The organism is Fictibacillus norfolkensis, from assembly GCF_014836645.1.
Classification (GTDB): Bacteria; Bacillota; Bacilli; order Bacillales; family Fictibacillaceae; genus Fictibacillus; species Fictibacillus norfolkensis.
In genome coordinates this window covers 76313-103255 of the sequence record NZ_JACSQM010000009.1, presented here as the reverse complement: position 1 = coordinate 103255, position 26943 = coordinate 76313, and the positions used below count along the sequence as shown (strand labels likewise).

The 26943-nt window shown below is 42.1% G+C and carries 23 protein-coding genes and 1 pseudogene; 10 read left to right on the top strand and 14 right to left on the bottom strand.

Annotation, left to right across the window (positions count from 1 at the left end):
- The first annotated feature begins 48 nt into the window (after positions 1 to 48).
- Positions 49 to 990, top strand: a complete 942-nt coding sequence (locus H9648_RS17225; protein ID WP_191755029.1) for an AEC family transporter — start codon at positions 49 to 51, stop codon at positions 988 to 990.
- On the opposite strand, the gene H9648_RS17220 is transcribed toward H9648_RS17225, so the two are convergent.
- Positions 967 to 1932: a YbgA family protein gene (locus H9648_RS17220; protein ID WP_191755028.1), complete on the bottom strand. Its 966-nt coding sequence runs from the start codon at positions 1930 to 1932 to the stop codon at positions 967 to 969. The two genes, H9648_RS17225 and H9648_RS17220, sit on opposite strands and share 24 nt — an antisense overlap.
- A gap of 96 nt (positions 1933 to 2028) precedes the next feature.
- Here H9648_RS17220 and H9648_RS17215 point away from each other — a divergent pair, with 96 nt between their 5' ends.
- On the top strand, positions 2029 to 2496 hold the full coding sequence (locus H9648_RS17215) for an NUDIX hydrolase (protein WP_191755027.1): 468 nt from the start codon (positions 2029 to 2031) through the stop codon (positions 2494 to 2496).
- Here H9648_RS17215 and H9648_RS17210 read toward each other — a convergent pair whose 3' ends face one another.
- Positions 2497 to 3369 carry a GNAT family N-acetyltransferase gene (locus tag H9648_RS17210; protein ID WP_191755026.1) on the bottom strand — a complete coding sequence of 291 codons (873 nt, stop codon included), beginning with the start codon at positions 3367 to 3369 and terminating at the stop codon, positions 2497 to 2499.
- A gap of 739 nt (positions 3370 to 4108) precedes the next feature.
- Between H9648_RS17210 and trhA the strand changes: the two genes are divergently transcribed.
- The gene (gene trhA / locus H9648_RS17205; protein ID WP_191755025.1) at positions 4109 to 4747 is read left to right on the top strand and encodes a PAQR family membrane homeostasis protein TrhA; all 639 of its coding nucleotides are present in this window, start codon (positions 4109 to 4111) and stop codon (positions 4745 to 4747) included.
- A 42-nt stretch (positions 4748 to 4789) separates the two neighbouring features.
- On the opposite strand, the gene H9648_RS17200 is transcribed toward trhA, so the two are convergent.
- Together H9648_RS17200 and H9648_RS17195 are read right to left on the bottom strand one after the other, a co-directional pair.
- Positions 4790 to 6052 (bottom strand): MFS transporter, encoded by a 1263-nt coding sequence (locus H9648_RS17200; RefSeq protein ID WP_191755024.1) that lies wholly within the window; start codon positions 6050 to 6052, stop codon positions 4790 to 4792.
- A 66-nt stretch (positions 6053 to 6118) separates the two neighbouring features.
- Positions 6119 to 6721, bottom strand: a complete 603-nt coding sequence (locus H9648_RS17195) for a TetR/AcrR family transcriptional regulator (protein ID WP_191755023.1) — start codon at positions 6719 to 6721, stop codon at positions 6119 to 6121.
- 93 nt (positions 6722 to 6814) lie between these two features.
- Here H9648_RS17195 and H9648_RS20920 point away from each other — a divergent pair, with 93 nt between their 5' ends.
- Positions 6815 to 6943, top strand: coding sequence for a hypothetical protein (locus tag H9648_RS20920; protein ID WP_263600347.1), 129 nt, complete (start codon positions 6815 to 6817; stop codon positions 6941 to 6943).
- 206 nt (positions 6944 to 7149) lie between these two features.
- Here the strand turns inward: H9648_RS20920 and H9648_RS17190 are convergent, their stop codons facing one another.
- From H9648_RS17190 to H9648_RS17170, 5 genes are all read right to left on the bottom strand, one after another.
- On the bottom strand, positions 7150 to 8253 hold the full coding sequence (locus tag H9648_RS17190) for a M24 family metallopeptidase (protein ID WP_191755022.1): 1104 nt from the start codon (positions 8251 to 8253) through the stop codon (positions 7150 to 7152).
- Positions 8254 to 8568: 315 nt separating this feature from the next.
- Positions 8569 to 9951 (bottom strand): glycine--tRNA ligase, encoded by a 1383-nt coding sequence (locus H9648_RS17185; RefSeq protein WP_191755021.1) that lies wholly within the window; start codon positions 9949 to 9951, stop codon positions 8569 to 8571.
- A gap of 336 nt (positions 9952 to 10287) precedes the next feature.
- The gene (locus H9648_RS17180) at positions 10288 to 11244 is read right to left on the bottom strand and encodes an aminoimidazole riboside kinase (protein WP_191755020.1); all 957 of its coding nucleotides are present in this window, start codon (positions 11242 to 11244) and stop codon (positions 10288 to 10290) included.
- Positions 11245 to 11301: 57 nt separating this feature from the next.
- Complete coding sequence (locus H9648_RS17175) at positions 11302 to 11799, bottom strand: PTS sugar transporter subunit IIA (RefSeq protein ID WP_066399283.1); 498 nt, start codon at positions 11797 to 11799, stop codon at positions 11302 to 11304.
- Between the two features lie 407 nt (positions 11800 to 12206).
- Positions 12207 to 14579 carry a M14 family zinc carboxypeptidase gene (locus H9648_RS17170; RefSeq protein WP_191755019.1) on the bottom strand — a complete coding sequence of 791 codons (2373 nt, stop codon included), beginning with the start codon at positions 14577 to 14579 and terminating at the stop codon, positions 12207 to 12209.
- Positions 14580 to 14829: 250 nt separating this feature from the next.
- Here H9648_RS17170 and H9648_RS17165 point away from each other — a divergent pair, with 250 nt between their 5' ends.
- The gene (locus H9648_RS17165) at positions 14830 to 15798 is read left to right on the top strand and encodes an aldo/keto reductase (protein ID WP_191755018.1); all 969 of its coding nucleotides are present in this window, start codon (positions 14830 to 14832) and stop codon (positions 15796 to 15798) included.
- A gap of 188 nt (positions 15799 to 15986) precedes the next feature.
- On the opposite strand, the gene H9648_RS17160 is transcribed toward H9648_RS17165, so the two are convergent.
- The gene (locus tag H9648_RS17160) at positions 15987 to 16358 is read right to left on the bottom strand and encodes a VOC family protein (RefSeq protein WP_191755067.1); all 372 of its coding nucleotides are present in this window, start codon (positions 16356 to 16358) and stop codon (positions 15987 to 15989) included.
- 327 nt (positions 16359 to 16685) lie between these two features.
- On the opposite strand from H9648_RS17160, the gene H9648_RS17155 reads away from it, so the two are divergent.
- The 3 genes from H9648_RS17155 to H9648_RS17145 all read left to right on the top strand — a co-directional run bounded on the left by H9648_RS17155 (position 16686) and on the right by H9648_RS17145 (position 21097).
- Positions 16686 to 18347: a PTS transporter subunit IIBC gene (locus H9648_RS17155; protein WP_225218964.1), complete on the top strand. Its 1662-nt coding sequence runs from the start codon at positions 16686 to 16688 to the stop codon at positions 18345 to 18347.
- 3 nt (positions 18348 to 18350) lie between these two features.
- Entirely contained in the window at positions 18351 to 19142 is a 792-nt protein-coding gene (locus H9648_RS17150; protein WP_191755016.1) for an endonuclease/exonuclease/phosphatase family protein, read from the top strand.
- Between the two features lie 290 nt (positions 19143 to 19432).
- Positions 19433 to 21097: a glycoside hydrolase family 13 protein gene (locus tag H9648_RS17145; protein ID WP_191755015.1), complete on the top strand. Its 1665-nt coding sequence runs from the start codon at positions 19433 to 19435 to the stop codon at positions 21095 to 21097.
- Between the two features lie 41 nt (positions 21098 to 21138).
- Here the strand turns inward: H9648_RS17145 and H9648_RS17140 are convergent, their stop codons facing one another.
- The 4 genes and pseudogenes from H9648_RS17140 to proC form a co-directional block, all read right to left on the bottom strand.
- Positions 21139 to 21453: a hypothetical protein gene (locus H9648_RS17140; RefSeq protein WP_191755014.1), complete on the bottom strand. Its 315-nt coding sequence runs from the start codon at positions 21451 to 21453 to the stop codon at positions 21139 to 21141.
- A gap of 282 nt (positions 21454 to 21735) precedes the next feature.
- On the bottom strand, positions 21736 to 22827 hold the full coding sequence (gene desB, locus H9648_RS17135; protein ID WP_191755013.1) for a Delta(10) desaturase DesB: 1092 nt from the start codon (positions 22825 to 22827) through the stop codon (positions 21736 to 21738).
- A 214-nt stretch (positions 22828 to 23041) separates the two neighbouring features.
- Positions 23042 to 24112: pseudogene (locus H9648_RS17130) on the bottom strand (DEAD/DEAH box helicase); the annotation flags it as partial.
- Positions 24113 to 24922, bottom strand: coding sequence for a pyrroline-5-carboxylate reductase (gene proC / locus H9648_RS17125; protein ID WP_191755011.1), 810 nt, complete (start codon positions 24920 to 24922; stop codon positions 24113 to 24115). It abuts the pseudogene before it with no gap.
- Between the two features lie 113 nt (positions 24923 to 25035).
- On the opposite strand from proC, the gene H9648_RS17120 reads away from it, so the two are divergent.
- Together H9648_RS17120 and H9648_RS17115 are read left to right on the top strand one after the other, a co-directional pair.
- Positions 25036 to 25503, top strand: coding sequence for a hypothetical protein (locus H9648_RS17120; RefSeq protein WP_191755010.1), 468 nt, complete (start codon positions 25036 to 25038; stop codon positions 25501 to 25503).
- A 21-nt stretch (positions 25504 to 25524) separates the two neighbouring features.
- A complete protein-coding gene (locus tag H9648_RS17115) occupies positions 25525 to 26919 on the top strand; it encodes a dipeptidase (protein ID WP_191755009.1) in 1395 nt (464 codons plus the stop codon).
- The last annotated feature ends 24 nt before the right edge of the window (positions 26920 to 26943 follow it).

Below are 26943 nucleotides of genomic sequence, written 5' to 3'. Positions count from 1 at the left end.
ATTCTACACATCCTCCATATGCTTTTAGGTAAGGAGGGTGAAGATCGAATGAAACTTGCACCTTTTATGCAAGAATTAACCCTATTGTACAGCATTGCTCTTATCGGTTATATCCTTCGAAAGAAAGAGATCTTACCACCTGGCAGTGAACGTACTCTTTCAGCACTTTTATTGAATGTAACGTTACCTGCATTGATCATCTTCGGAATGGATGTTTCCTTTTCCATTGAAAATCTTATACAGTTCGGTTGGCTTTCCGTAATGTCTATATTCGTATTACTGATTTCCTCGCTCTTTTCTTGGTGGACGATTAAGAAATTGAAGATAATAAAGACACAAAAAAATGCCTTAGAAGGGATCATGATTTTTGGAAATCAAGGCTTTCTAGGCATTGCCGTCTGTTTTTTATTGTTCGGAGAGACAGGAGTGCTTTTTGCCACATTCTTTAACTTTGTCTATCTTTTGTGGATTTGGACATACGGCATCTATTTATTTGCTCGTCATTCCGAGACTCTGCCTTGGCGAAGCGTCTTTTTAAATCCGGGTGTGATTTCCACACTTGTTGGCTTAATCTTCATGCTCCTCCCAGGAACCCTTCCTAGTGCTTTATCCAACACTTTAGAATTGCTAGGAAAACCAACTGTTCCACTTTCGATGTTGTTGATCGGCGTTCTTTTGGGAGCTTTACCGTTAAAGCATTTAATGAGCTTTATAAAAAGTTCACACTTATGGATAGCGAGTTTTTACAAGCTTCTGCTTTTTCCGTTTCTATTACTTCCTTTTGTTTTCTTATCGTTGCCTCTTCCATTAATAGCAGTTGCCGTTCTAACTGCCGGGATGCCCTCCGCTCCAACCATCTCCATGTATGCAGAACGTTATGGAGAGGATGCATCTTTTGCCGCAGCAGGTGTTATGTTAAGTACGGTTCTTTCCTGTCTTACCATTCCATTTTTATATGGTCTCGTTTTAATAATCTCGTCCCTTGCCTGAGTCTGAGATCTCAAGCAGAATTTCAGGGTATGGTGCAAAGAACGTCTGACCCAGAATCTCACTGTCTTCAAATCGTATGGCATGCGACTTTAAAATCGTAGCCACACTCGAAAACGGTTCTTTTTTGTTCGCATACTTCTGAAGAAGCTCTTCAAAAAAGGCGATTTCTTTTGGAGATAGATGCGGCTGAAACCGTTTGAAGATCTCGTAGGCCACTTTCCTGTTTGAATCGCTTCTTGCCGTACGATTAAACAGCTTGTTCATGGCTTTAGCATACAGTTGTATCGTTCGTTCTTCGCCATTTTCCTGCTCTTTTTTCAAGATACGGTTCATCACTTTAAGCGTTGGGTTGCTATAGGCCATAAACAGAAATTGATTTTTCTGATGAAAGCTTTTAATCGCTTGAAGTCCTTGAGGGAGGATGTTTCGAAAAGCAGCGAGCGTAAAAAGCTTCGTATAAAAACGGTCACGGATCGTAAAATTATTTAACCTTCCTTCTTCTTCAATGGCTAAGTGTGAGTAAAGCTCTGCGACCCTTCCACCAAATAACCCGCTTGAATGCCCGATCGCAGGACCTTTTTCAGTAGAGGCATACACCTTCACTTCTTTTAAACCACAAGAAGGAGAACGCGTCTTCAGAATAAACCCGTCTGTATCAATGATTCCAGCCAGATAACCATCTGAAAAAGTACGCATCTCCGTTGTTACATCACGCTGCGTTGATGGCTGAAGAAGAAAATAATCTTCACCCTTTTTCACAATACGAATCGTTTCTCGTGGCGTACCAAGTCCGATTTCTACTTCTGGACAAACGGGAACAAAATCTACATAATCCATCAGTTTTTTAATCACATCGTTATATATCACATCACCATTGTAACGGCATGCTTCGAATTCAAGACACTTACTTACAACCACCCGGGGTCTAGCGAAGGCTTCCATTCCAAAACTCCCCTCGATCTTTTTATTCAGTGTTCCACTTTTAGATGAATTATTAACATGTTTTCTGTAAAATGTTGGTTAGGAAGGAGCGATTTAATGGCTTACTATGAAGATCTTCGGAAATATGTAGGAACCGCACCACTCATCTTACCTGGCTCTGTTGTTATTATTGTGAACGAAAAGGATGAAATATTATTACAGCACCGTACAGATGGCGGTTGGGGGCTGCCCGGTGGTCTGATGGAACTTGGTGAAAGTTTTGAAGAAACGGCGATTCGTGAAGTAAAAGAAGAAACAGGACTCGATGTTGAAGGCTTGACCCAGCTTCACGTCTATTCTGGTCAAGATCATTATGTAAAAAATGCAAACGGTGATGAACTGTATGCCGTCACCGCTGTGTATACGGCTCATTCTGTAAGTGGCGAACTAACGATTGATCACGATGAATCACATGATTTTCAATATTTTAAACATGACCAGCTTCCTAAAGAAACTTTAGGCGGTGCACGAAAATACATAACGAACTATATAGAGATGAAGAATCAGAACAAAGCTTACCGGTAATCAAGCCGGTCGCTCTGTTCTTTTTTCGTTAAATTTCAGTTCAATATAATCACATACCGGCTCATAACCGATATTTTGATAGATTTTATTAGAAGTAGGGTTTGAGAGATCTGTATAAAGGGTGCAGAACGTAAATCCTTCACTCAACAGATAATCGCTTAGTGCAGCAACGCAAGCACTCGCATATCCTTTACCTCTAAGATTCTTAGGTGTATAAACCAAATTAATCGAGACACCTTTTATATTCGGTCGGGTCTTAGCTGCCATCGATACTGGCTTGCCATCCTCTTCCCATATAAAAAGAAACTTGCTCTTCACGCGCATTTTCGCATATTCTTCAGCTTCCGCCATCGTCATAATCTGTTTCGTCTCTTCTGTCATCTCTACGATCCAGCGCGGTAAGAAGGATAAGTCGGCTTTTGTAGCCTGCCTTAAACGGCCAGGTCGAGCTGCAGGATGGATAACAGAAGGAAGCGTGTAAAGACGCAGATCCATCAGCAGTTTTTCTTCTAAATGCTGAGCTGTCGTCCACTCTTGTGCAAACGCCTTTCCAATAACTTTCGGCGACATTACTTTTTGTACATAATAATCTTCTTCGATCAAGTAACGAACTAAAAATGGCACTGCCGCTACACCCTCTGTTTCCTCTTTTTCTAAAAGTAATAAAGCATAAGGCGGGATTAGCATAGCGGAAAGCATGATCTTACCATTCTGTTTAACGGTAGCGAGAAAAGGCTGCTCGCCCTCCCATACTTTGTCTTGAAAACGCAGACAGTTACCAAGCATGATTCCTGCGCGATCTTCCTGACACAACAGGAATTCTTCTACTTCCCTATAAAACTCCGGTATAGATGAATAACGAGTTACCTCCATGATCGTGACCCTCTCTTTATCTATTAAGTCTGTAATCCTATCTATTTCCTCTCCTCCGAGAAAGATTCCTTCTTTTTAGAAAGTTATTCTTAAAGGGTGCTTTTGAATGAGTTGATTTCCGTTGCAGATGCTCGCTTTCCGCGGGGCAGGCGGTGAGCCACATTCGTACGTTTCACGTATAAGTGTCTCACTTGTCTAGTTGCAATGGCTAGCCCCTCGAGGTCAAAAGTTAAACGGACAAGAAGGCATAGTGCGCCTTCCTAGTCCATTCAACTTTTGCTTGTCGGGGCTGAACGAGCCATTTCCACTCTTCCGATTGCCCGCCTGTCCCGCAGGAGTCTCGCATCTTCCACTACAATCAATAGTCGAAGAAGGAAATAAGAAATACTCAATAGCAATAATCTTTTAAAAAAGCCTTCTTAAAAGAAATTGATGTCCATTTCCAGAGTACTTGCTTTCAGCCTAAACAACATTGGAGATCTTTCATTGTCTCATCCTATGCAAGTTGAATGGAGAGGAAGGTTGCCGACTCCTATGGGACGAGCGGACTGGTGGAGATTCCTAATGGCGCGTAGCGGCAGGAGGCTCACCGGTCGCCCCATGGAAAGCGTGCAACCTGGAGCGGAGATCAACCACCTTCAAAGACAACAATGTAATTTACATTTATTTATGTTCTTTAATTGGTTAAAGGATGCCATTTTCTGATATACTGACCATAACGTAAAGGAAGGTGAACGAAATGAGTACACATGTATTTTCAAAACGCGAAGAGATAGCAAATGCCATCACACACGGACTCGGTGTCCTTCTAAGTGTAGCGGTTACTTCCATTCTGCTCGTGTTTGCCGTATGGAAAGGAACAGCGGTTCATATTGTTAGCTTCGCCGTATTCGGAGGAACGATGCTGACGCTTTATACAGCTTCAACCCTCGTACACGCTTTTCCTAAAGGACGGGTTAAGGATTTATTTGAGATCATGGACCACGCGGCCATCTATCTCTTTATTGCAGGAACGTACACCCCAATCGTACTGATTGTTGTAGGCGGTGCACTAGGCTGGACATTATTTGGAGTTGTTTGGGGACTCGCGATCTTTGGTGTCGTGTTTAAAGTCTTTTTTACGAAAAAATTCGTAGTGTTATCAACATTAGGTTATGTAGCGATGGGATGGCTGATCACATTTGCCTTTCAAGATATTTCAGCAAACATGCCACCAGCAGGCATACAGCTCTTAGTTGCAGGTGGAATCATCTATACGCTAGGCAGTATCTTTTACGTATGGCGTAGCTTTCCGTTCCACCACGCCGTATGGCACTTATTTGTTCTAGCCGGCAGTGTGATGCATTTTCTCATGATGTTTTATGTATTGCCTAACTAAAATAATCTCTTGAAAAGAAGCAGGAAATTTTCTGCTTCTTTTTTATGCTGTGGTTTTAACAACCTTCGTTTCTTCTGGCGCTTCGGATCGAAACAAAACATGATAGATCCATAAACTTATAAGACCCAATAAACTAAACAGCAAGGTAATCGTGTTTGCGGAAAGAATTCCACTCATCATGACAAATAATGCGGCAATCATTCCAGACAGATGAAACGATAAGCCGTAGATCGCCATGTATGAGCCTCGAGCATCATCCGGTATGATTGATGCGACATAAGCTTGTTTAGCGGGAATATGAATCAGTTCCCCAACAGACGCAATAAACATCGCTGTGATTAAAACAACGGGACTCGTGCTAGAGCTGATCACAACAAAACCTAAAGCGTAAGCAAACCCTCCTCCGAGCATTAAGTGACGGTCTTTAAAACGCTTTACCATATTAGCTATAACTAGACTCAAGACAACAACTAAGATGGTGTTCTCTGCTTTTAGTAGACCGATCAACTGAAATCCATCTACTTCAAATAATGATGTGAAAGGCAGTAACGCAACTGGATCCTTCATATCGCTTACAAGTTTTATACCGATATATGTGGTCAAGCTCTCTTCCAACGAGATAAGAAACAACCCTGCTACCGTAAAAAGAATGAATTTTCGGTTCAAAAAAATTTCTTTATAGCTTCCCTGCAAGCTTTTTGTTTCGTTGGCTTCCTGATTCATAGCACTCGGCAACCGTACATCTTCAAGCCATAACCATGTCACCACCCACGTGAAAAAGGTAACCAACGCGATTCCTAAGAACAGTTCATATGGATAGGTTTTAAAAAGTATAGCCCCTGTTATTCCCCCTGCAGCTACTGCCAAATTCCCAAGCCAATAGGAAATCGTATAAATGGCTTTTCTGTTTTCCTTCGTACTTGAATCAATAATGATCGCGCCATACGCAGGTCCAGCCATTCCTGTGAAAAAGAGAATAACGATGAACAGCGCAAAGTTCACATATGGAGAAAGAGGAAAGAACAGATTGAGAGCTCCAGCAATCAAGTAGCCAAGACCAATCATGCTCTCACTGAGTAAAATAATTCGCTTTCTTCCAAATTGATCGGAACGCCTCCCGCCAAACAGTGCACCCATTATGCCGGATAGAATAACTCCGATATACATCAAACCCGTTGAAAACGCCCCTACCTGATTAGAAAAAAAGATAGCTAAAAACGGAATTACAGCTGAAGAAGCAAAAGTCGTAATAAATTGCAGCACTAGCCTTAGCTGGATGTTGCGATGAAACGAAAAGAAATTCATGTTTATCTCTCCTTTTACGATTGATTAATCAATCATTATTAAGATAAAAAGTAACCGAAACACATTTTAGCGTTTCGGATATAACAGTTGAAATGCTGGAATCTTAAACTTTTCTCTAACCCGTGATACCGCATAGTCTGTAAACGTTAATCGAATTCCTAATAGAAAACCGAGATACGCTGTTGCTGTTAAATCTTCATCAGATTCTTCTAGAACTCCACTTTTTTGACCATTTCGTATGATCTCTTGAAGTTTTAAAATAAACTGGAGACTAAATTCATCCAGAACTTTAAACGGTTCAGGAAATTTCGTATGCTGTCCGATCACTTGAACGACCAGCTGCAAATATGTACGCATCTCGATAAAAATCGTAATATGTTTGTCTATCATGCTCTTAATCTCAGCCAAAAGATCTTCAGCAACCGGATTAAAATCTAACATCGCTTCTCTATATTGTTTTTCTAAAGGCTCTGTAACAGCATGATAAAAAAGCTGATCCTTATTTTCAAAGTACGTAAATACACTTCCAAAACTAACACCTGCGGCTTTTGCTACCTTTGCAATGGTCGTGCTTTCATACCCTTGCTCTGCAAACAACAGGATCGCCTGCTCTAGAATCTTTTCACGCTTTTGTTCCATCGCTATCATTTGTTTATGTGATAAAGGCAATTGAGTAATCTCCTTTTTATGGATGATTGGTTAATCAATCATTATTATAGATTATATGTTAAAATAAGTAAAATGTTTTTTGGAGGACTAAGAGTGACTATATCGATTGAACACCGACTATATACGATGTACATGGTTCAAAATGGAGATCATGTTTTATTAATTAAGCGGCCAGATAGCCGTGGCTTCCCCAGCGATAACCGTTTGTCGATAATTGTCTAAGTTTGTAGACTCGTGGATATAAGCCTCAAATATGTGGATTGAAGAACAAAACTCGTGGATTGAACGTCCTATTTCGTGGATTCAAGGGCAAAACTTTTGGATTGCACCTCTGAGCACCTCCAAAGTGACTCTCTCGCTGCTCTCTTCGCCCGTAAAATACGAAAGGATGGCTCCCACAAGAGCCATCCCTCAATTTTTAACTACTATTACTTAATAATCTGCAGCTCTTTTGGATATTTCGTCAATGTTTCGTGTCCATCTGCCGTTACATAGACGTCGTCCTCAATACGTACGCCGCCGACATCATCAATATAGATGCCTGGTTCGATCGTATACGTCATTCCTTCACGAAGCACACCATCGTTGTTGTCACTCACGGACGGGAATTCATGAACATCGATCCCAAGGCCGTGTCCGATGCGATGCGGGAAGTTGTCGCCGTATCCCGCTTCCGTGATGTGGTTGCGCGCGATCACGTCTAGGTCACCGATACGCGTTCCTGGCTTAGAAGCTTCTAACGCCTTTAATTGTGCCTGCAGCACGGTATCATAGATTTCGCGGCGCTTTTCATCCAGATCACCAAACGCTACAGTACGCGTGATGTCAGAACAATATCCATCAAGGACTACACCTAGATCGAATAATACAAAATCGCCGTGCTGAAGCTTTCTTAATCCTGGTTTACCGTGAGGCTGTCCAGCTTTTTCACCGAATAACACCATTGTAGAAAACGACATCGCGCTGATGCCTTTTTGCTTCAGTTCGTATTCGATCTTCGCGAGTACTTCCATCTCTGTTACACCCTCACGAAGTGCTGAAACTCCTACCTCAACCCCATAGTCAGCAAGTCTAGCTGCTTCACGCAACGTCTTTAACTCGCTTTCTTCTTTTATGAGACGAAGCTCGTTCATCAACTCTTCAGCTCCGACCAAGCTCGCACCATCAAACATACCAAGTAGCTTTTCGCCACGTGCGTATGGAAGTGTTTCTTTTTCAACTGCAATCGATGATGCTGCAGTCACTCCACGGCTAGCCAAAGCTTCTTGTACCTTCGCCCAAGGATCCTCAGAATCACTGTAGCCAACAATCTCATACGTCCAGCCTGCGTCTTTAGCTTGCGAACGCTCCATGCCTGGACAGATCATGAACGGCTCTCCTTCTGCAAGTACAGCCACACCTAACACACGTTCATGCGGATCCGAATACAATCCTGATAGATAGAACACGTTTGCTGTCGTGTGAATGAACGCGAAAGTATGCCCTTCTTGTTTTAACCAGTTCTGTACCTTTTGAATACGTCCTTCGTTCATGTATATACCTCCAAAAAAAGCCCGAGGGCTATAAATTAATCACTCATACTCTATTGTAGAATAAACGCATGAGAAAAAACAGAAGCACACACTGCAAGACGCAAATGTGTGCTTTTTATTAAGCTTTATAATCTTGAATCTTCATTGAAAAGTTGATTGGAGTGTAAGGTGCGAGACTCCTGTGGGACAGGCGGTCAGGTGAGACACTTATACGTGAAACGTACGAATGTGGCTCACCGTCTGCCCCGCGGAAAGCGAGCACCTGGAACGTAAATCAACTACTCACAAAAGCAACTATGAATCACAAGCTTTTAATTAAAACTGAACCTTAGACTCAATAAAGCTCTTAAGATCTGCAATCTTCACACGCGTTTGTTCCATCGTGTCACGATCACGTACGGTTACCATGCCGTCTTCTTTGGAATCAAAGTCATACGTGATACAGAAAGGTGTCCCTACTTCATCTTGACGACGGTAACGTTTACCGATCGATCCTGTTTCGTCATAGTCCACATTGAAGTCTTTTGCAAGTGAGCTGAACACTTCTGTTGCTTCTTCAGATAGCTTCTTAGATAATGGCAGGATCGCTGCTTTATAAGGAGCTAGTGCAGGGTGCAAGTGCATAACAGTTCTTGATGTACCATCTTCAAGCTGCTCATCTTCATACGCATCAATCAAGAACGCCAACGTTACACGGTCAGCACCTAGAGAAGGCTCGATGCAATAAGGGACATAACGCTCGTTTGTTTCTTGATCGATATAGTTGAAGTCTTCGCCTGAGAATTCCATGTGCCGCTTCAAATCGAAGTCCGTACGGGACGCAACACCCCAAAGCTCGCCCCAGCCGAACGGGAACTTGTATTCAAAGTCAGTTGTTGCATTTGAGTAGTGAGAAAGCTCATCTTCGTTATGGTCGCGAAGACGAAGGTTTTCAGAAGTCATACCCAATGATTTTAGCCAGTTTTCAGCTGTGTCTTTCCAATAGTTGAACCACTCGATCTCACTTCCTGGCTTACAGAAGAACTCAAGCTCCATCTGTTCGAACTCACGTGTACGGAACGTGAAGTTACCAGGCGTGATCTCGTTACGGAAACTCTTACCGATCTGTGCGATACCGAACGGCAATTTTTTACGCATCGTACGCTGAACATTCTTAAAGTTAACGAAGATCCCTTGAGCTGTTTCCGGACGCATGTAGATTTCGTTTGAACTTGATTCTGTTACACCTTGGTGTGTTTTGAACATTAGGTTGAACTGGCGGATGCTTGTGAAGTCATGGCTTCCACACTCCGGACAAGCGATATTGTATTCTTTCACTAACTCTTCCATCTTTTCAAACGGAAGGCCGTCTACGATAATTTCTTTTCCCGCTTGATCAGCAGCATCTTCAATCAGTTTATCTGCACGGTGACGCGCTTTACAGTTCTTACAGTCCATCATCGGATCGTTGAAGTTACCGATGTGCCCAGATGCTTCCCACGTACGAGGATTCATCAGGATCGCTGCATCAAGACCTACGTTGTAAGGTGATTCTTGAACGAATTTTTTCCACCATGCTTTTTTTACGTTGTTTTTAAGCTCAACACCAAGTGGACCATAATCCCACGTGTTCGCAAGACCTCCATAAATTTCAGATCCCGGAAATACAAAACCGCGGTGTTTCGCATGATTTGTGATGGTTTCCATGTTTTTTGTCATTTTTATTCCTCCCATTCGGATTATGCCTTATGGGTCGGCCGTTTTTAAAAATAAAAAACTCCCGTCCCAAGGCGCTATGCCCAGGGACGAGAGTTGTATCTCCCGCGGTTCCACCCTAGTTGATCCGTATGTAAAAACGAATCCTCTTTTCAAAAAGCAACTCCGGATTGCCGTTTCACTAATGTCTCTTACCGGGCTTGCACCATCCCCAGCTCGCTAAAAAGAGTGTACCTTTAGCTACTATTCATCCTTCACAGCTGCATATCATCTTTTATAATAAAATAATATTACCAAAAAACAAAAACATTAGTCAAAATATTTTCCTATTATATGCAGTTATTGTTTATTTTGTGCCAGTTCGTCCTCAATTTGCTCTAAAGTAGGCAGTGCGGTCATCGCTCCTTTAACAGAAACTGCAAGTGCTCCAGAAACGCTTCCAAACAGTGCCATGTCACTCGCTTCATCAAGCGTCAGTTCTTGGAGTGAACCGTCATATTCATTTAGTTGATGAAGAACTCCCGCAACATAAGCGTCGCCTGCTCCCGTCGTATCTACCGAAGATACACGTTTGGCCGGAATGTACTCGCCGCCCTCTTTCGTCACCACATAGCTTCCGTCATCTCCTAGTGTGATGAAGAGTAAGGGAATATCATATTCTTGAAGCACTTTAATGCCTTCTTCGACCTTTTTTAAGCCTGTAATGAATTCGAGCTCTTCTTCAGAAATCTTGACGATGTCAGCGTGCTGCAGCATTGAAAGAATCGTCTCACGAGCCTGTGCAGGTGTCTTCCAGAGCGATAATCGTAAGTTCGGATCGTACGAAATCCACATGCCGTTTTCTTTTGCGAGTCTTACCGCTTTTTCAGTAGCACTCTTTGAAGGCTCACCAATCAACGAGATCGAACCAAAATGAAGAATTTTATGTTCTTTAAAGAGACTCGGTTGTACATCTTTTTCTTCTAAGAATCGGTCTGCGCTCGGATTAATGTAAAAGTCGAACGATCTTTCACCGTTTTGGTCCAGCGTCACAAACACGGCTCCTGTTCTCACTTCTTCCGTCTTGTACACATAAAACGCGTTCACGCCATAGCTCTTTAATGTATCAATCATGAACGATCCTAGAACATCATCTCCCACTTTTCCTAAAAAAGTAGATGCTGACCCTAATCGCGCAACCCCAACAGCTACATTGGCAGGTGCTCCACCAGGACTTTTTTGGTAAGTCGTGTTCGTTTCATCCGTTGGAATAAAATCAACAAGTGCTTCTCCTAAAGAAATTACGCCTTTTTTCATCGTAGCCTCCCCTTTTTATTGGAAAAAAATCAGGCATGGTTAGCCTGATTTCCTGATTTATTTCATTTTAACCTGCAATAATGAAGTTTCACCTTTTGTTGCTTCAGACGCTGCACGCTTGTCTAAAGATTCTACCGCATCACCGTTTGTGATCACGATCGGCGTTACCGTGCTAGCCGCTTTTTCCTTAATCAATTCCAGGTCAAAGCTTAAAAGCTTGTCTCCCGCTTTTACTTTATCTCCTACGTTCACATGTCCCTCGAAACCTTCACCGTTCATGCTAACCGTTTCAAGACCAACGTGGATAAGGATTTCTGCTCCAGCTTCTGATTGGATACCGATTGCATGCTTCGTGTGGAAGAACTGAACGATTTCTCCATCAACCGGAGAGACAACTACACCTTCTGTTGGTTCTATCGCAATCCCATCGCCCATCATCTTTTGAGCAAACGTCGGATCTGGCACCTCTTCAATGTTTACGATTTTTCCTGTTAATGGAGCGATTAGTGTTTCTTCTTTTTTAACTTCTTTTTTTCCAAATAGTTTATTGAACATATCTTTTCACTCACCTTTCATTTGCTTTACTTCTATAATTTACACCTGTCTGAACGCTTTAAAACATTTCAGCTCACAAAACCATGTTTGAAAATCATTGTAGCTCGTGGGATTGATTTCCGTTTCAGGTTGCTCGCTTTCCGGGGGGCGTGCGGTGAGCCTCCTCTGCGCTTTGCGCACTTAGGAGTCTCACCTGTCCCGCTGATCCCCCAGGAGTCTCGCACCTTACACTCCAATCAAATACGATGATGTAGAAAATCAAAGGATTAAGAGCTGGATTTTTGATATAAAGAAAGACCAAAGAGCAAAGAAAAAAGTTCAATGCTCTTCAAGTCCTATTAAACAGGGTAAACTTTCCCTATAAAAGTAATGCAGTGCTTATCTGGTTGTCAACGAGAAATGCTCTATTACTGATATAGTGAGTTGGATAATAAACGGAACAGATAATCCGTATGATCACGGAATCCTGCTTCGAGTCCGATCAGCGTAACGTCTTTTTCAGCTTCTTCAACAATAACGGATTGACCAGCCGCTTGTTGATTATTCTTCCAGTGACCTGCTACAAAAAAGTCGCCGTCTCCTAAAGTTGCGACCGACTTTGAATTTCCTAACTCCGTAAACCAGACCGGTCGATAAACAAACCCGAGATCATCCTTTTTATAACCAGCTGTTACTTCATCTTTTTCATAGTCTACTTTTACGATTCCATTGCTGTTAGAGCCGCCCGTGTTTACTTTTATTGTTGTTAACCCGAGCTGACTTGAAGCTTTAGCACCACCAGCGCCAACTGAGATATATTTTCCGCCGTTTTCGATAAATGTTTGTACGTTGGCTTTGAAACTGTCATACGCCTGCTTGCTGCCGATCACGAACGGTTTATTCGCTTCTCTCACATTCTCGTATTGCAGCAATGCGTCAGTGCCTGCGTATAGAAACGCATCGTATTGAGATAGACCCTTTTCTGCAACTTCTTTTGGTGTCACTTCTTTTACCGAGAAGCCGAGTCGTTCTAATGCAAGTTTTGTACCTGCATGACTTTGTGCTTTATTCATGCCACCATCTTTTAAAACAGCTACTTTAAGTGTTGAAAGCTTTTCTTTTTGAGATGGCATTTTTGCTGATTGCAGCTTAATTCCTGACTCTTTAACGAGCTTCTTATTTCTTGAGGAGAGGTTTTCAATATAGAAATTTCCTGAATCATCTTTATATACACGCTCACCTTTTTTCATAAGATCGTTCACTAACTTCACAGCTTGGACAGAGCTGTTGGAAATCACATAAGGCCCTCTTCCTTGTAAGGAGCCTTCATATTCAGCTTCTTTCACTGGCTTTGTTTTTGCATTCACCTTTTCATCCACTTCAATCGCTTCAAAGCCCCATAATTCTGGTAGACTCCAGGCAGAGATGTCATACATCGCTGGCGTATCGTTCGTAATATCCTCGCCATCCCAAAGCATCGTGTTTGCAAGACCGGCTTTGGCCTGGCTCATATCAACGATGTACGTGCCCGCTGGATAAGCTTGTCCGTTAGCCGAAAAAGGTTTGACTGCTTTTTCTACAGAAATATCATTTTCAAGAAGATGGTTCACCGCTTTTTCTGTAACCGTCGGATCTTTTTCATTTACAGGTAAAACATAGGCATTCGGGAAAAATCCTTCTTCATGGTAAGGGTGATCAAAATTGATGCCGCGTTCAAAGATCTCAATTTGATCTGTAAGCATTCCTTGTTTGTTCTGTACAGCAAATTTTAAGGCTCCCATCACAGCATCGTTCGCCCATCTCACACCATCCCAATTGTTTGTCGGTGCTTCCAACGTGTAACCGTATGCCCCATGATACATCGCATACATCGGTGTAAAGATCGGCGGATAATCGTCCCAACCAAAACTATCGTCACGCTGCGGGATATATGTACCTGTCATATTTTTATAGAGATCTGTTTCATAGTTTGCTTTATTTCCAACGATCTCTGCTTCCATCGCTTTTGCTTGATCTAAAGCCCATTTAGAAAACAGATCATATTCATAGTTCGGATTATGAGGCGGCGTACACGGCTCAATCAACCCAGGCTTTCCGTCGTCACTGTTCACATAGCCATGAAGATCTAAGAAGACCATCGGATTCCACTCTGTAATAAGATCAACGGTTTGTTTCGTTTCCTCTTGTGAAAGAGTGATAAAGTCACGGTTCAAATCAATACCGTTTCCGTTAAAACGAGTTCCATCAACACGACCATCAGGGTTCGCAACCACATTAAAGATGAGTATGTTGCTGTCTAAAATCTCTTTTGTTTCTTCATCATTATCTTTGGCAAAACGATCGATCAGCTGAAGGACAGCATCAGAGCCTATGTATTCTGTTCCGTGGATAGATCCATTGATCATCACGGGTACTTTAAAATCAGGATTTTCGGCGATCCAATCTTGTGCTTTTTGAGGATTTCTGAACATTTCTTTTCGCAGTTTCTTATAATGTCCATACTTTCCTTTATCACCTGTATTGGAGATCGTGACCACATACATCGGATACCCTTTAGATGAAACCCCTGTTTGTTCAAGGGTTACTCGTCTGCTTTCTCTATCAATCTTCTTTAAGACCGAACCAATCTTTGAATACTTTACAAAATCATAATGCTCAGAGTTGAACGGACTTCCATCAGCCTCTTCAAAGCTATTAACATTCGTCCACTTTTTTTGAGGCGATTCTGCTGTTACAGCAAAAGGCATCGATGTCAGTAAACTCAAACTCATGACACCAGCTACCCAATGTTTTTTTAACATGTTGTTTCTCCCCTTCCTCAATCCCAAAAACAAAATAATTATACTAACTTATGAATTTTTATTCAATTACTTTAATTGAATTATTTCACCAGACTTAATATTCAATAGACCATAGTTGATACCTCTATAAAAAATTCAAAGAAATATAAATGAGTAATTATTCATAGTTCTTTATTCTTATAAAGAGGCGTTCATTAAATGTTAGCGATGAAACAATGTTATAATTTGGATGTTGAGGAGGTTAGAAGGCATGCAAATTAGTGAGGTTTCAAGAATAGCCATCGGTACACATCTAGGGGAAATGAATGATGAAGATTCACTTCTCTATCAAAAATCTATTGAATATGCGCTGTTAAATGGAATCAATTTTATTGATACAGCGCTCAATTATCGAGGCATGCGCTCTGAGCGAGATGTCGGAAGTGTTTTATCGAAACTCATGCAAATGGAAAAGCAAGTCGACAGAGAAGACCTATTTTTGTCTACGAAAGCCGGCATCATACCAGGTGATATTGACGCTCAACTTCGTCCTGAAAATTACCTGCAAGAGATATTAGTGGATAAAGGGGTCAGTCAACGTTCAGATCTGCAGATTATTGACCACCACAAACACGTTTTGGAACCTTCTTTTTATGAGTTCGCTATTCAACAAAGTTTAAAGCACATGCAAGTCGATTACATAGACGTCCATTACATTCATAACCCAGAAGTCTCTTTAAAAGTTTTAGGTGAAGACGCCTTTTACCATAAGCTAAAAAACCTTTTCTCCTTTTATGAACAGCAAGTCGAACAGGGCTTGATCCGATATTACGGTCTAGCTGTCTGGTCTGCTTTTACAGAGTCTCCAGAGACACTTGGTTACATTTCTTTAGAGAAGGTGATGGATGTTGCCAACTCTGTTGCAGGTCACTCTCATCAATTTCGTTTTATTCAAACTCCGTTCAACCAATCTAATCATTTAGCGGCAACAGATCTGAACCAGCAAGTGGGTGATAAATGGAGAACGCTGCTTCAAGCTGCAGAAGAGTTAGGCGTTCACGTCACAACAAGTGCTCCATTAGATTGTGGAAGACTTACAAAACATCAACAAGGAAATATAGATGAGTTGATGTCGTTTGTTTTAAAAACCCCTGGTATTTTGTCCACGATGATCGGTATGCGAAAGGTAGATACGGTAAAAAAGAATTTGAGATGGTTAAATAAAGTTGGCTCGTTATAACGAGTCAACTTTGTTACGTAAGTTAAAATGAAATAGAGCAGATAAGATAGCGCACCACAATGGTTGCTAAAAATTAATAAAGTATTATACTAACTCTTTTATGAGGTATAAAAAAACAGCCATTCTAATTTGGAATGACTGTGATTTAGCCTAATACCTTGCAATACAGGCGTTTTTTTATTGTAATCCTACCAGTGTACTTGAAACTTGTTACCATTTGGATCATAAAAGTGAAAAAATGCATGACCATTATCTTCTTTGATATCCTCGACCTTAACTTGATTATCGATCAAGTGTTGATGGAATTTAGCTAATTCTGGACTCGTAAAGCCAATGCTGAACTGTGATTCATTATCGATTGTAAAATGGGCAAATGTTTCATCTTCGGTGGGAACTAAGATAAGTAAGAAAGGTCCTTCATTTATTTTTATAATTGCCAGTTCCTCTGTACTATTTACTAACTGGAGCCCTAATACATCTCTATACCAAAGTGCTGATCGTTCTAAATCTTTTACAGGAATTCTTAAATAATGTACTTGTTCAATAAATGATTTACTCATATCCTTCTCTCCTTGCTTCGTTTTTTCTACATACCTCATTCTTCCAATTTTTGAATTAACCTGCCACTTCGCTTAATTTTTATAAAGATTAAATTACTCCAGGCTATCTTACGAAAAAGCCTTACAAAACCACTTGGAAAAACTTTTTACTTTTTTTCTAAGAAATATTACTTGTAAATGAAACCGTTTTATCTTACAATCACTAATGCAAACGATTGCACCAACATGCATATACAAATATGTAAGCGATTCAACTTTTTTTCGCAATCTATTGAATGCGATTTCAAAAAGACAACGAAAGATATATACTTTAAGGAGGAAATCGTTTTGAAACAACGTGGAAAACTCATTTCATTTGATTTCTGGCAAAAGCTAGGTAAAGCGCTTCTTGTAGTAGTAGCGGTTATGCCGGCTGCCGGTTTGATGATATCACTAGGTAAAGTTATTGCTATGTTCGGTGGCGACATGACATTAGTGCAAACGATTGCTCATGTTATGGAAGACATCGGATGGGCGATTATTACAAATCTGCATATCTTATTTGCGGTAGCTATCGGGGGATCTTGGGCGAAGGAACGTGCGGGCGGTGCATTCGCAGCCGTAATCGCGTTTATCTTGATCAACCGTATCACAGGAGCAATCTTCGGTGTGAACAGCGCTATGATGCTTGAAGAAGGCGCGAAAGTAAAATCACTTTTTGGCAGCGAGCTCGTTGTTGGTGATTATTTCACATCTATTCTAGGTGCTCCTGCTCTTAACATGGGAGTATTCGTCGGAATCATTTCCGGCTTCCTAGGTGCTGTTCTATTTAACAAGTACTACAATTACAACAAGCTTCCAAATGCATTAGCATTCTTTAACGGAAAACGTTTTGTACCATTCGCTGTTATTTTATGGTCAGTGGTTACAGCTTTACTACTAGCATTAATTTGGCCGTTTATCCAATCTCTACTCAATGACTTTGGAAAATGGATCGCAACATCTCGTAACACGGCTCCAGTTATCGCGCCATTCGTGTTCGGTACACTTGAGCGACTATTGTTACCATTTGGTCTTCACCACATGTTAACGGTACCGATCAACTATACGGAGCTCGGTGGAACGTATCAAATCATGACTGGTTCAGGAGCAGGATCTTCTGTAGCTGGACAAGATCCACTATGGTTGGCTTGGATCAACGATCTTAACAACTTCTTAGCTGCTGGAGATACAAAAGCGTATCAAGCACTTTTAAATGATGTTGTACCAGCTCGTTTTAAAATGGGACAAGTTGTTCTTTCAACGGCATCTCTTGTAGCGATCGCACTTGCGATGTACATGAACGTTGATAAAGACAAGCGTAAAAAGTACAAGTCTATGTTCTTATCTGCAGCTCTCGCTGTATTCTTAACAGGTGTAACAGAGCCGATCGAATTCATGTTTATGTTTGCTGCTCCACTTCTTTATGTTGTGTATGCGATCACGACTGGGCTTGCGTTCGCGGTTGCAGACCTTATCCACGTACGTGTTCACGCATTCGGTTTTATTGAATTACTAACTCGTACACCATTGCTTGTAAAAGCAGGATTAACGCGTGACTTGATCAACTTTGCTCTAACTTGTATCGTATTCTTTGGATTAAACTTCTCGATCTTCTATGTATTGATCAAAAAGTTCAACCTGCCTACTCCAGGTCGTGCAGGTAACTATATCGAAACAGCGGAAAATGATGCTGCACCAGCTAAAAACGAAGCAGCAAAAGGTTCAGACAACTCTCAAGCATCAGCGATCATCACGCTTTTAGGTGGAGCTGATAACATTGAAGACGTTGACGCATGTATGACTCGCCTTCGCGTTACCGTTAAAGATACAACGGGTGTTGGTACGGAAAAAGAATGGAAAGAGAACGGCGCACTTGGTCTGATCATCAAAGATAAAGGGGTTCAAGCGATTTACGGACCAAAAGCTGACGTATTAAAATCTGATATTCAAGATCGTTTGGGGATGTAATTCATGAAGCTATTAACGTTAAACGTTCATGCTTGGCAAGAAGAGAACCAGATGGAAAAATTAGAGATGCTTGCTCGCGATATCGCGGGCGAGCGTTATGATGTTATCGCGCTACAAGAGGTCATGCAGTCGATTGACGCTCCTCTCGTGAAAGACAATATCAAAAAAGATAATTATGCCCTTGTTCTTTTAGAGCTATTGAAGAAACTTGGCGTTGAAGATTACGACTTTGTATGGGATATGGCCCACTATGGCTATGTGACGTACGAAGAAGGACTGGCGATCATCAGCCGCCATCCAATTACGTCTCATGAAAGCTTTTTTGTTTCTGATTTACAAGATATGCACAACTGGAAAACACGCAAAATCGTAAAAGCATCGATCTCTTATGAAGATCAAGACATTCAATTCTTCTCTGGTCACTTTGGCTGGTGGGAAGATGACATCGAACCGTTTAAAGGTCAATTTGATCGTTTGATGCAGTACATCCCTGAAGAGGGTCTATCCTTTCTCATGGGTGACTTAAACAACGATGCGAACGTTCGTGGTGAAGGCTTTGATTATGTAAAAGAAAAAGGCCTTTACGACACGTATGAACTGGCTGCAGAAAAAGATGACGGTTTAACGATCATCGGTTCAATTGCAGGTTGGGATGATAACGAAGCTGGCCGCAGGATCGATTATATCTTAAGCAGCAAGCCTGTTGATGTCCTTCAATCATCCGTGCGTTTTAACGGAAAAGAAACACCGGTGGTCTCCGATCATGCAGGTGTTGCAGTTACGGTTAAGTTTTAAAAGGTTTCCTTCTTATGAATTTGTTTCATAATGAGCACCTTGAATAGGTTGATTGGAGTGGAAGGTGTGAGACTCCTGCGGGACAGGCGGGCAGGTGAGACACTTATAAGTGAAACGTCCGAATGTGGCTCACCGCCTGCCCCGCGGAAAGCGAAGCACCTGAAACGGAAATCAACTCCCACAATAGCAACGAAAAGTACGGAAAAATATTTAAATCAAACAAACCATGGGGAGCCGTTTTTGCGGTATCCCCTGGCGTGTTGTTAAAGAGAAAACATGGAGGTAACATTATGGAAAAAGTTTGGTGGAAAGAAGCCGTTGGCTATCAAATTTACCCTCGCAGCTTCCAAGATTCTAATGGAGACGGAATCGGCGATCTAAAAGGGATCATTCAACGCTTAGATTATATTAAAGACCTTGGCATCGACGTAATCTGGATCTGCCCGATGTACAAGTCGCCAAATGATGATAACGGATATGACATTTCCGATTATCAAGATATCATGGACGACTTTGGAACGATGGAAGACTTTGATCTCCTTATGGAGGAAGTTCATAAGCGTGATATGAAGCTAATCATCGACCTTGTTCTTAACCATACGAGTGACGAGCACCAATGGTTCATCGAGTCTCGTTCATCAAAAGAAAATCCGAAGCGTGATTGGTACATTTGGAGAGACGGTAAAGATGGGAAAGAGCCAAACAACTGGGAAAGTATTTTCTCCGGATCAGCTTGGCAATATGATGAAAAAACAGATCAATACTACCTCCATGTTTTCTCAACAAAACAGCCAGATGTGAACTGGGAAAACCCTGAAGTGCGTGAAGCTCTTTATGACACGGTCAACTGGTGGTTGGATAAAGGAATCGATGGTTTCCGTATCGATGCGATCAGTCACATTAAAAAGCGCGATGGCTTCCCTGATATGCCGAACCCGAAGAACGAAAAGTACGTGTCTTCCTTTGACATGCATATGAACCAAAAAGGAATTCACACGTTTTTACAAGAATTCAAAGACCGCACATATGCGAACTATGATGTAATGACGGTTGGTGAAGCGAACGGCGTTAAGATTGACGAAGCGGACCTTTGGGTAGGAAAAGAAAACGGAAAGATGGACATGATCTTCCAATTCGAACACCTTGGCCTTTGGGATGCAGAAACCAATCCAGAAGTGGATATCGTTGAACTGAAAAAAGTGTTAACACGCTGGCAAAAAGGTCTTGAAAAAGAAGGCTGGAACGCACTGTTCATCGAAAATCATGACAAACCTCGCGTTGTTTCCACTTGGGGCAACGATGATGAGTTTTGGTATGAAAGCGCAACGAGCTTCGGTGCGATGTACTTCTTGATGCAAGGAACGCCGTTCATCTACCAAGGACAAGAGATTGGAATGACGAACGTACAGTTTGACTCGATCGAAGACTATGATGATGTCGCTGACAAAAACCGTTACCGCATCAAGCGCGAAGAAGGCGTTTCACACGAAGATATCATGTCTGTGATCTGGGCATCTTCTCGTGACAACAGCCGTACTCCAATGCAGTGGAACAGTAATGAGAACGCTGGATTCACAACGGGTAATCCTTGGATGAAAGTAAATCCGAATTTCACAGAAATCAACGTGGAAAAGCAAGAACAAGACGAGCATTCTATCTTAAGCTTTTATAAGAAAATGATAGCATTAAAGAAAAAGAACGAGGTCTTCACTTACGGTGTATATGATCTGATCCTTGAAGAAGATGAGCAGATCTATGCGTATACACGTACACTTGGAGAGGAAAAAATCGTTGTGATCACGAACCTTTCTAAAACTGAAGCGAAGTTCGAAACAGAATTGAAGCTGAACGCTGATGAACTGTTGTTAGCAAACAAAGAAGTTGCAGCTCATGAAGATGTGACAAGCGTGACATTACATCCATATGAAGCGCGTGTATATCGCGTGAAAGCTTAACAAACAAAAGCGTGCTATCCGATTAGGGAGAGCACGCTTTTTTAATGTGGCAGTCTTTTTTCAAAACGAATAAAGGAATACAGTCTCAGAAGGACAATTAACGTCCCAACAATCGTTATAGCGGGCGATATATTCGTGAATAGAGGCAACCATGCCAAGCCAAACGCAACAAGCGCTGTAAAATTCCCAGAAAATCCGTTGATCGGCTGATTCCCTACAAGACCCGCTCCTTTTAAGGAATTTTCATAACACGATCTATGATACGGTCTCAACTTGAAAAAGGCCCATACCGTACGCAGCTCTTCCCTCTCTTTGATCGGCATCAAACAGCTATCACAGTTTAATTCTTTTTTCATCTTTTCTTCTCCTTCAGCAGCAAATCACTCACCCTCTATTCTACCAATCCTTTAATCAATCCTATAGCTTTTTTAAAAAGGACTTCTTACGATGGAAGGAGAATTTTAACGTGAGGAGTGATGCTATTATAAAAAAAGTAAGGTTGCAGCCAGTCTATATGAATAAACTGGAGCTCTTGATGAACGAACCGTTTAGAAGACGATCTTGTTAAAGAAAAATACTGTCCACTTGCATCTCCAGCACCGACCAAGCCTCCCACGCCAAACAAAAAAACACCCAAATTAATGGATGCTTTTCGGTGTTTGATTTGATGATTTCGGTTCTTGCTTCTGTTCTTCCACAGTTTCCGTCTTATTCATCCCATACCCAAGTGAAGGATACAAATTCCCCGGTGTTGGATCTACAAACTGAGTCTGATTAAAGTACACATGAGGTGTCTTCCATAGGGCAACAAGTGCTTTCCAGTGTGGCATCTCGTGATAGCGCTCTGGCCACATCTCTTTAATATGCTTCTTCACGAGCGGGTAATATTTTGGACTCATACCAGGGAACAAATGATGCTCCGTATGGTAAGAGAAGTTAAAATGAATCACATCGATCCATTTTGGAACAGTAACTGTTAAGCTGTTCGCTAACGGATCGTTCACGTCTGTCATTGGATTCAAGCGGTGATTGGTTGAAATATAGCTCATAACGATCGCGTTTGCGATCAATAACGGCAGCAACACGGCAAAGAACCATTTAACCGGTCCAAGCCAAGCTAACAATCCTAGCCACATCGCCCACGGCAACAACAGCTGAATCCAAACAGAAGGACGTTTACTCGGTTTGAATTCTTTAATAAATCGTTTGAACATGAAAAGTCCGTGCAGCGTAAACGAAACAGACAAGAAAGCAAAGCTTACGATCGAACGCATCCACATCGGAAGCTTGTACACTTTTTGAAGCAATGGTTTGTGAGACAAGTTCTCTAGGGTTGGCCACGCATCAGGGTCTTTCCCATCATGTTGTGTGTGAACGTGATGCGTCGTATTGTGCCACTTACGCCAGAGCTTCGGTCCAACACTTAACGGCCAGAAAGCTACTGCTCCTAAAAAGTCACGAAGCCACGGCTTTCGGATAACTGTGCCGTGCAGGATCTCATGACCTAAAAAACCCATGCCCGCGAAACACGTTCCTAATATGACGGCGATTCCAATCCCTAACCAAGGGTGTAAATTATTCAATAACCCGATAACTAAAATACCGGCGATTGCGATCAATAAGTAGACAAGCCCACCCCATAATCTTGAAGGTACTGGCTTAAAGGCTTCTTTTGGCAGCTTTGGAGCAATCTTAGCTGCATACCAGCCAAACGATTGTAAATCTTTCATTTGCTCAACTCCTCTAATCTGACTCTTTCGAATTCTTGTACAATACAATCGTAACAAGGTTTGTTTTATGAAGCAACTATTTTTGTTACCTGGTAATAATAGTTGGTATTATGTACCCACAAAAAAAGGAGCCATCCTGAAGGATAGCCCATTTTTTAATAAAATAATCTTACATATATTCAAGTTTTAACACATTTAACTTTTGATTCGTTTCTCGTTCGATAACCTGCAGCAAACGACGGTCTTTTTGCGCAACGAAGGTAACCGCCAGTCCTTTTCCACCAGCTCGCCCAGTTCTTCCAATTCGATGAATGTAGCTTTCAGCATCTAGCGCAATGTCGTAATTAAAAACGTGCGTGACTCCATCAACATCAAGTCCGCGTGCCGCCACATCCGTTGCCACAAGGTATTGGATCTCTCCTTCGCGAAACCGCTGCATCACGTCTTCCCTCTTTGCCTGAGAAAGATCGCCATGCAGTTCATCAGAATTGTATCCCATATTCTGCAGTGCCTCGTTTAATTTACTTGCTCTTCTTTTCGTTCGGCAAAAAATGATCGCTAAATACGGACGCAGCAGTCTGATCGTTTGAACAAGGTCATTCTGCTTTCCTCGATCTGTTGTTTCCACGATTCGCTGGCGGATTTCTTTTAACGTTATCTGTTTCGTTTTCACATGAATATCTTGAGGATCGTTTGTATACGTTTCAGCCAGCTTTTTCACTTCATCAGGCATCGTCGCAGAAAAAAGTAACGTTTGGCGATCTTCAGGCACCTCATACATGATGTCTTCTATATCATCTAAAAATCCGATATGAAGCATCTGATCCGCTTCGTCTAGAACGAACGTTGAAACATGAGATAAGTCGATCGTCTCTCGGCGAATATGATCGAGCAGTCTTCCAGGTGTTGCGACAACAACATGTACCTTGCCTTCTAGCTTGTGCATCTGGGCGATCACGTCTTGTCCACCGTAAACAGCGAGCACGTTAATCTCATCGAGAGCTTCTGTAAGTTTGCGTACTTCAGCAGTGATCTGAATGGCAAGCTCACGCGTCGGTGCGACGATCAATCCTTGAACTGCATCACGTTCAGCATCAACTTTTTGCAGAAGAGGAAGCACGAAAGCAAGTGTCTTTCCCGTACCGGTTTGAGCTTGTCCCACGACATCTTTACCTTCTAAGATGACAGGAATCGTTTCCTTTTGAATCGGCGTAGGTTCACCGATTCCGTTTTGAAGCAAAATATCTATTAATTCATCATGAATCCCTAATTCTTTAAAGCCCATCTACTTTTTCCCCAATTTCTTTACTTTTTCTGTGCAGCTTTCCATCGCCGCTAACACTGCACCACGGAAGCGTTCTTGCTCGAGCGTTGCGACTGCCGCAATCGTTGCACCGCCAGGAGACGTTACTTGGTCTTTTAACTCACCTGGGTGTTTTCCTGTTTCAAGTACCATCTGCGCTGCTCCTAAAACTGCTTGTGCCGCTAAACGATAGGATTGATCTCGTGACAAGCCTTGTACCACGCCTCCGTCTGCCATCGCTTCAATCATCATGTACACGTAAGCCGGCGAAGAACCGCTGATCGCAGGAATCGCATCCATCTGAGATTCTATGATCACCTCTACTTTTCCGAAGCTGCCTAACAACTTCTCCACCGTCTGCAGTTCCTCATCCGTTATCTCGTCATTTACAGAAACAGCCGTCATACCCGCTCCGACAAGTGATGGCGTGTTCGGCATCGTCCGTACCACTTTTACTTGCTTGCCGAAAGCGTGCTCCACGTCATCCGTTGTAATCCCCGCTGCAATCGTTACGATGATCGCATCAGATTTTACGAATTCCTTTACCTCTTCAATCACTTCAAGATAGGAATATGGTGCTACAGCAAGGAACAGCACGTCAGCCGCTTTTGCAACATCACTGTTTGACGAGAATGTGTGGATACCATATTGCTTTTCTACATACAGGCGTGTCTTTTCCGTTCGCATGCTCGCGATAATCTGATCAGCACTGATCAAACCGGAACTGATCATACCTCCTGCCATCGCCTGCGCCATCTTTCCAAACCCGATAAAACCTATTTTTTTCTCCATACTCTATGCACTTCTTTCTATCTTTTATAAAGGGAAATGTTCACTTATACAGAATACTCATATCGATAGCTTTACCTTTAGTAAACCACAAATACATAAGGTGTGTGAAATGGATGGAGAAGTTAACTCTCAAAGAATGGCATCGAAAGCAGGCTGTAGATAATTTCAATAAAACGTGGGACTTGATCGAAAAGAAAGACCGTACGAAGGATGATAACTTAGAAATGATACATACCGCTCACGCTTCGCGCTTTCATTGGGGACAAATCGGGGAACCTCTTCACTTCGCTCGTGGAGAATGGCAGCTATCAAGAGTGTATGCCATTCTTAACATGAGCGAGTCAGCAATGTTCCACGGAAGACAATCTCTTGAACTCTGTTTAGAGAACAGCATAGCCGATTTTGACCTCGCTTTCGCGTATGAAGCAGTTGCACGTGCATATCTAGTAAAAGGCGATGAAACGAATATGGAAGAATATTACGGTCTTGCACAGCGAGCTGGTCAACAGATAATGAAAAAAGAAGATAAAGAATATTTCATTTCCGAGCTGAACTCCATTAAACTAAGAAGTAGAGCATAACGTACATAAGGAGGATTTTATATGACTGAAAAAATCGTAAACTATTTAAAAGAAAACCGTGATACGCATCTAAAAGAATTAACAGACTGGCTTGCTGTTCCAAGTGTGAGTGCACTGCCTGAACATAAAGAAGACGTTCGAAAAGGGGCAGAATGGATTGCAGATAGCCTTACGAATGCCGGAATGGACAATGTGAAAATCTATGAAACAGACGGGCATCCTGTTGTTTATGGTGATTGGTTAAAAGCAGAAGGCAAACCGACCGTACTCGTTTATGGCCATTACGATGTTCAGCCAGTTGATCCGATCGAGCTATGGGAATCCCCGCCTTATGAAGCGACCATTCGTGATAACAAACTATACGCGCGCGGAGCTTCAGATGACAAAGGCCAAACGTTCATGCACGTAAAAGTACTGCAAGCCATACTAAAATCAGAAGGCACACTGCCTCTTAACTTCAAGTTCTGTATCGAGGGTGAAGAAGAGATCGGCAGTCCAAGTCTTCCGAAGTTCATCGAGGAAAATAAAGATTTGCTAGCAGCAGACGTTATCGTTATTTCTGATACCGGTATGCTAGATCGTGGAAAACCAGCAATCTGTTACGGCCTTCGCGGCATGTGTGCGATGCAAGTGGATGTTACGGGACCAAACAGTGATCTCCATTCCGGTCTTTATGGCGGTGCTGTTCAGAACCCACTCCACGCGATAACAGAGCTTCTTCAATCGTTTCGTGATGAGAACGGCCGTATTCTAGTAGATGGCTTTTATGATAATGTACAAGAATTAACGGAAGAAGAAAGAGCTGCATTCCGCGCTCTTCCATTATCAGAAGAGGCACTTAAGAATCAACTTGGCGTAACAGAGCTCACAGGTGAAGAAGGTTACTCTCACATCGAACGTACATGGGCACGCCCTACATTAGAGCTAAACGGCGTATGGGGAGGCTTCCAAGGTGAAGGCATCAAGACCGTTATCCCTGCAAAAGCACACGCGAAAATAAGCTGCCGACTCGTACCAAACCAAGAGCCAGATGAGATCATCGAAAAAGTAAAAGCGCACATTGAAAAGCATAAGCCAGCAGGCATTGATGTGAAGGTTACTCTTTTTGATAAAGGAGCTCCATACGTAACGCCGTTCGATCACCCAGCCATCCAAGCGGCTGCACGTTCTTATGAAAAAGTGTACGGTGTACCAACAGCGTTCACACGTGGAGGCGGATCGATCCCAATCGTAGCAACGTTCGATCAAATGCTGAACATCCCAGTCGTATTAATGGGCTTCGGACTATCAACAGAAAACTTCCATGCACCAAACGAACACTTCCATCTCGAAAACTTCGATAAAGGCATGGAAACATTAGCAGACTATTGGTTCGAACTCGAAAAATCCATCCAAAAAGAAACAACAACCCGATAAAGCAGATGAAGCTGACAGGAAAGT

Excerpts from the sequence above, each read along its gene's own strand:
- H9648_RS17225 (WP_191755029.1), top strand. The coding sequence starts at position 49 with ATGAAACTTGCACCTTTTATGCAAGAATTAACCCTATTGTACAGCATT.
- H9648_RS17220 (WP_191755028.1), bottom strand. The coding sequence starts at position 1,932 with ATGGAAGCCTTCGCTAGACCCCGGGTGGTTGTAAGTAAGTGTCTTGAA.
- H9648_RS17215 (WP_191755027.1), top strand. The coding sequence starts at position 2,029 with ATGGCTTACTATGAAGATCTTCGGAAATATGTAGGAACCGCACCACTC.
- H9648_RS17210 (WP_191755026.1), bottom strand. The coding sequence starts at position 3,369 with ATGGAGGTAACTCGTTATTCATCTATACCGGAGTTTTATAGGGAAGTA.
- trhA (WP_191755025.1), top strand. The coding sequence starts at position 4,109 with ATGAGTACACATGTATTTTCAAAACGCGAAGAGATAGCAAATGCCATC.
- H9648_RS17200 (WP_191755024.1), bottom strand. The coding sequence starts at position 6,052 with ATGAATTTCTTTTCGTTTCATCGCAACATCCAGCTAAGGCTAGTGCTG.
- H9648_RS17190 (WP_191755022.1), bottom strand. The coding sequence starts at position 8,253 with ATGAACGAAGGACGTATTCAAAAGGTACAGAACTGGTTAAAACAAGAA.
- H9648_RS17185 (WP_191755021.1), bottom strand. The coding sequence starts at position 9,951 with ATGACAAAAAACATGGAAACCATCACAAATCATGCGAAACACCGCGGT.
- H9648_RS17180 (WP_191755020.1), bottom strand. The coding sequence starts at position 11,244 with ATGAAAAAAGGCGTAATTTCTTTAGGAGAAGCACTTGTTGATTTTATT.
- H9648_RS17175 (WP_066399283.1), bottom strand. The coding sequence starts at position 11,799 with ATGTTCAATAAACTATTTGGAAAAAAAGAAGTTAAAAAAGAAGAAACA.
- H9648_RS17170 (WP_191755019.1), bottom strand. The coding sequence starts at position 14,579 with ATGTTAAAAAAACATTGGGTAGCTGGTGTCATGAGTTTGAGTTTACTG.
- H9648_RS17165 (WP_191755018.1), top strand. The coding sequence starts at position 14,830 with ATGCAAATTAGTGAGGTTTCAAGAATAGCCATCGGTACACATCTAGGG.
- H9648_RS17160 (WP_191755067.1), bottom strand. The coding sequence starts at position 16,358 with ATGAGTAAATCATTTATTGAACAAGTACATTATTTAAGAATTCCTGTA.
- H9648_RS17150 (WP_191755016.1), top strand. The coding sequence starts at position 18,351 with ATGAAGCTATTAACGTTAAACGTTCATGCTTGGCAAGAAGAGAACCAG.
- H9648_RS17145 (WP_191755015.1), top strand. The coding sequence starts at position 19,433 with ATGGAAAAAGTTTGGTGGAAAGAAGCCGTTGGCTATCAAATTTACCCT.
- H9648_RS17140 (WP_191755014.1), bottom strand. The coding sequence starts at position 21,453 with ATGAAAAAAGAATTAAACTGTGATAGCTGTTTGATGCCGATCAAAGAG.
- desB (WP_191755013.1), bottom strand. The coding sequence starts at position 22,827 with ATGAAAGATTTACAATCGTTTGGCTGGTATGCAGCTAAGATTGCTCCA.
- proC (WP_191755011.1), bottom strand. The coding sequence starts at position 24,922 with ATGGAGAAAAAAATAGGTTTTATCGGGTTTGGAAAGATGGCGCAGGCG.
- H9648_RS17120 (WP_191755010.1), top strand. The coding sequence starts at position 25,036 with ATGGAGAAGTTAACTCTCAAAGAATGGCATCGAAAGCAGGCTGTAGAT.
- H9648_RS17115 (WP_191755009.1), top strand. The coding sequence starts at position 25,525 with ATGACTGAAAAAATCGTAAACTATTTAAAAGAAAACCGTGATACGCAT.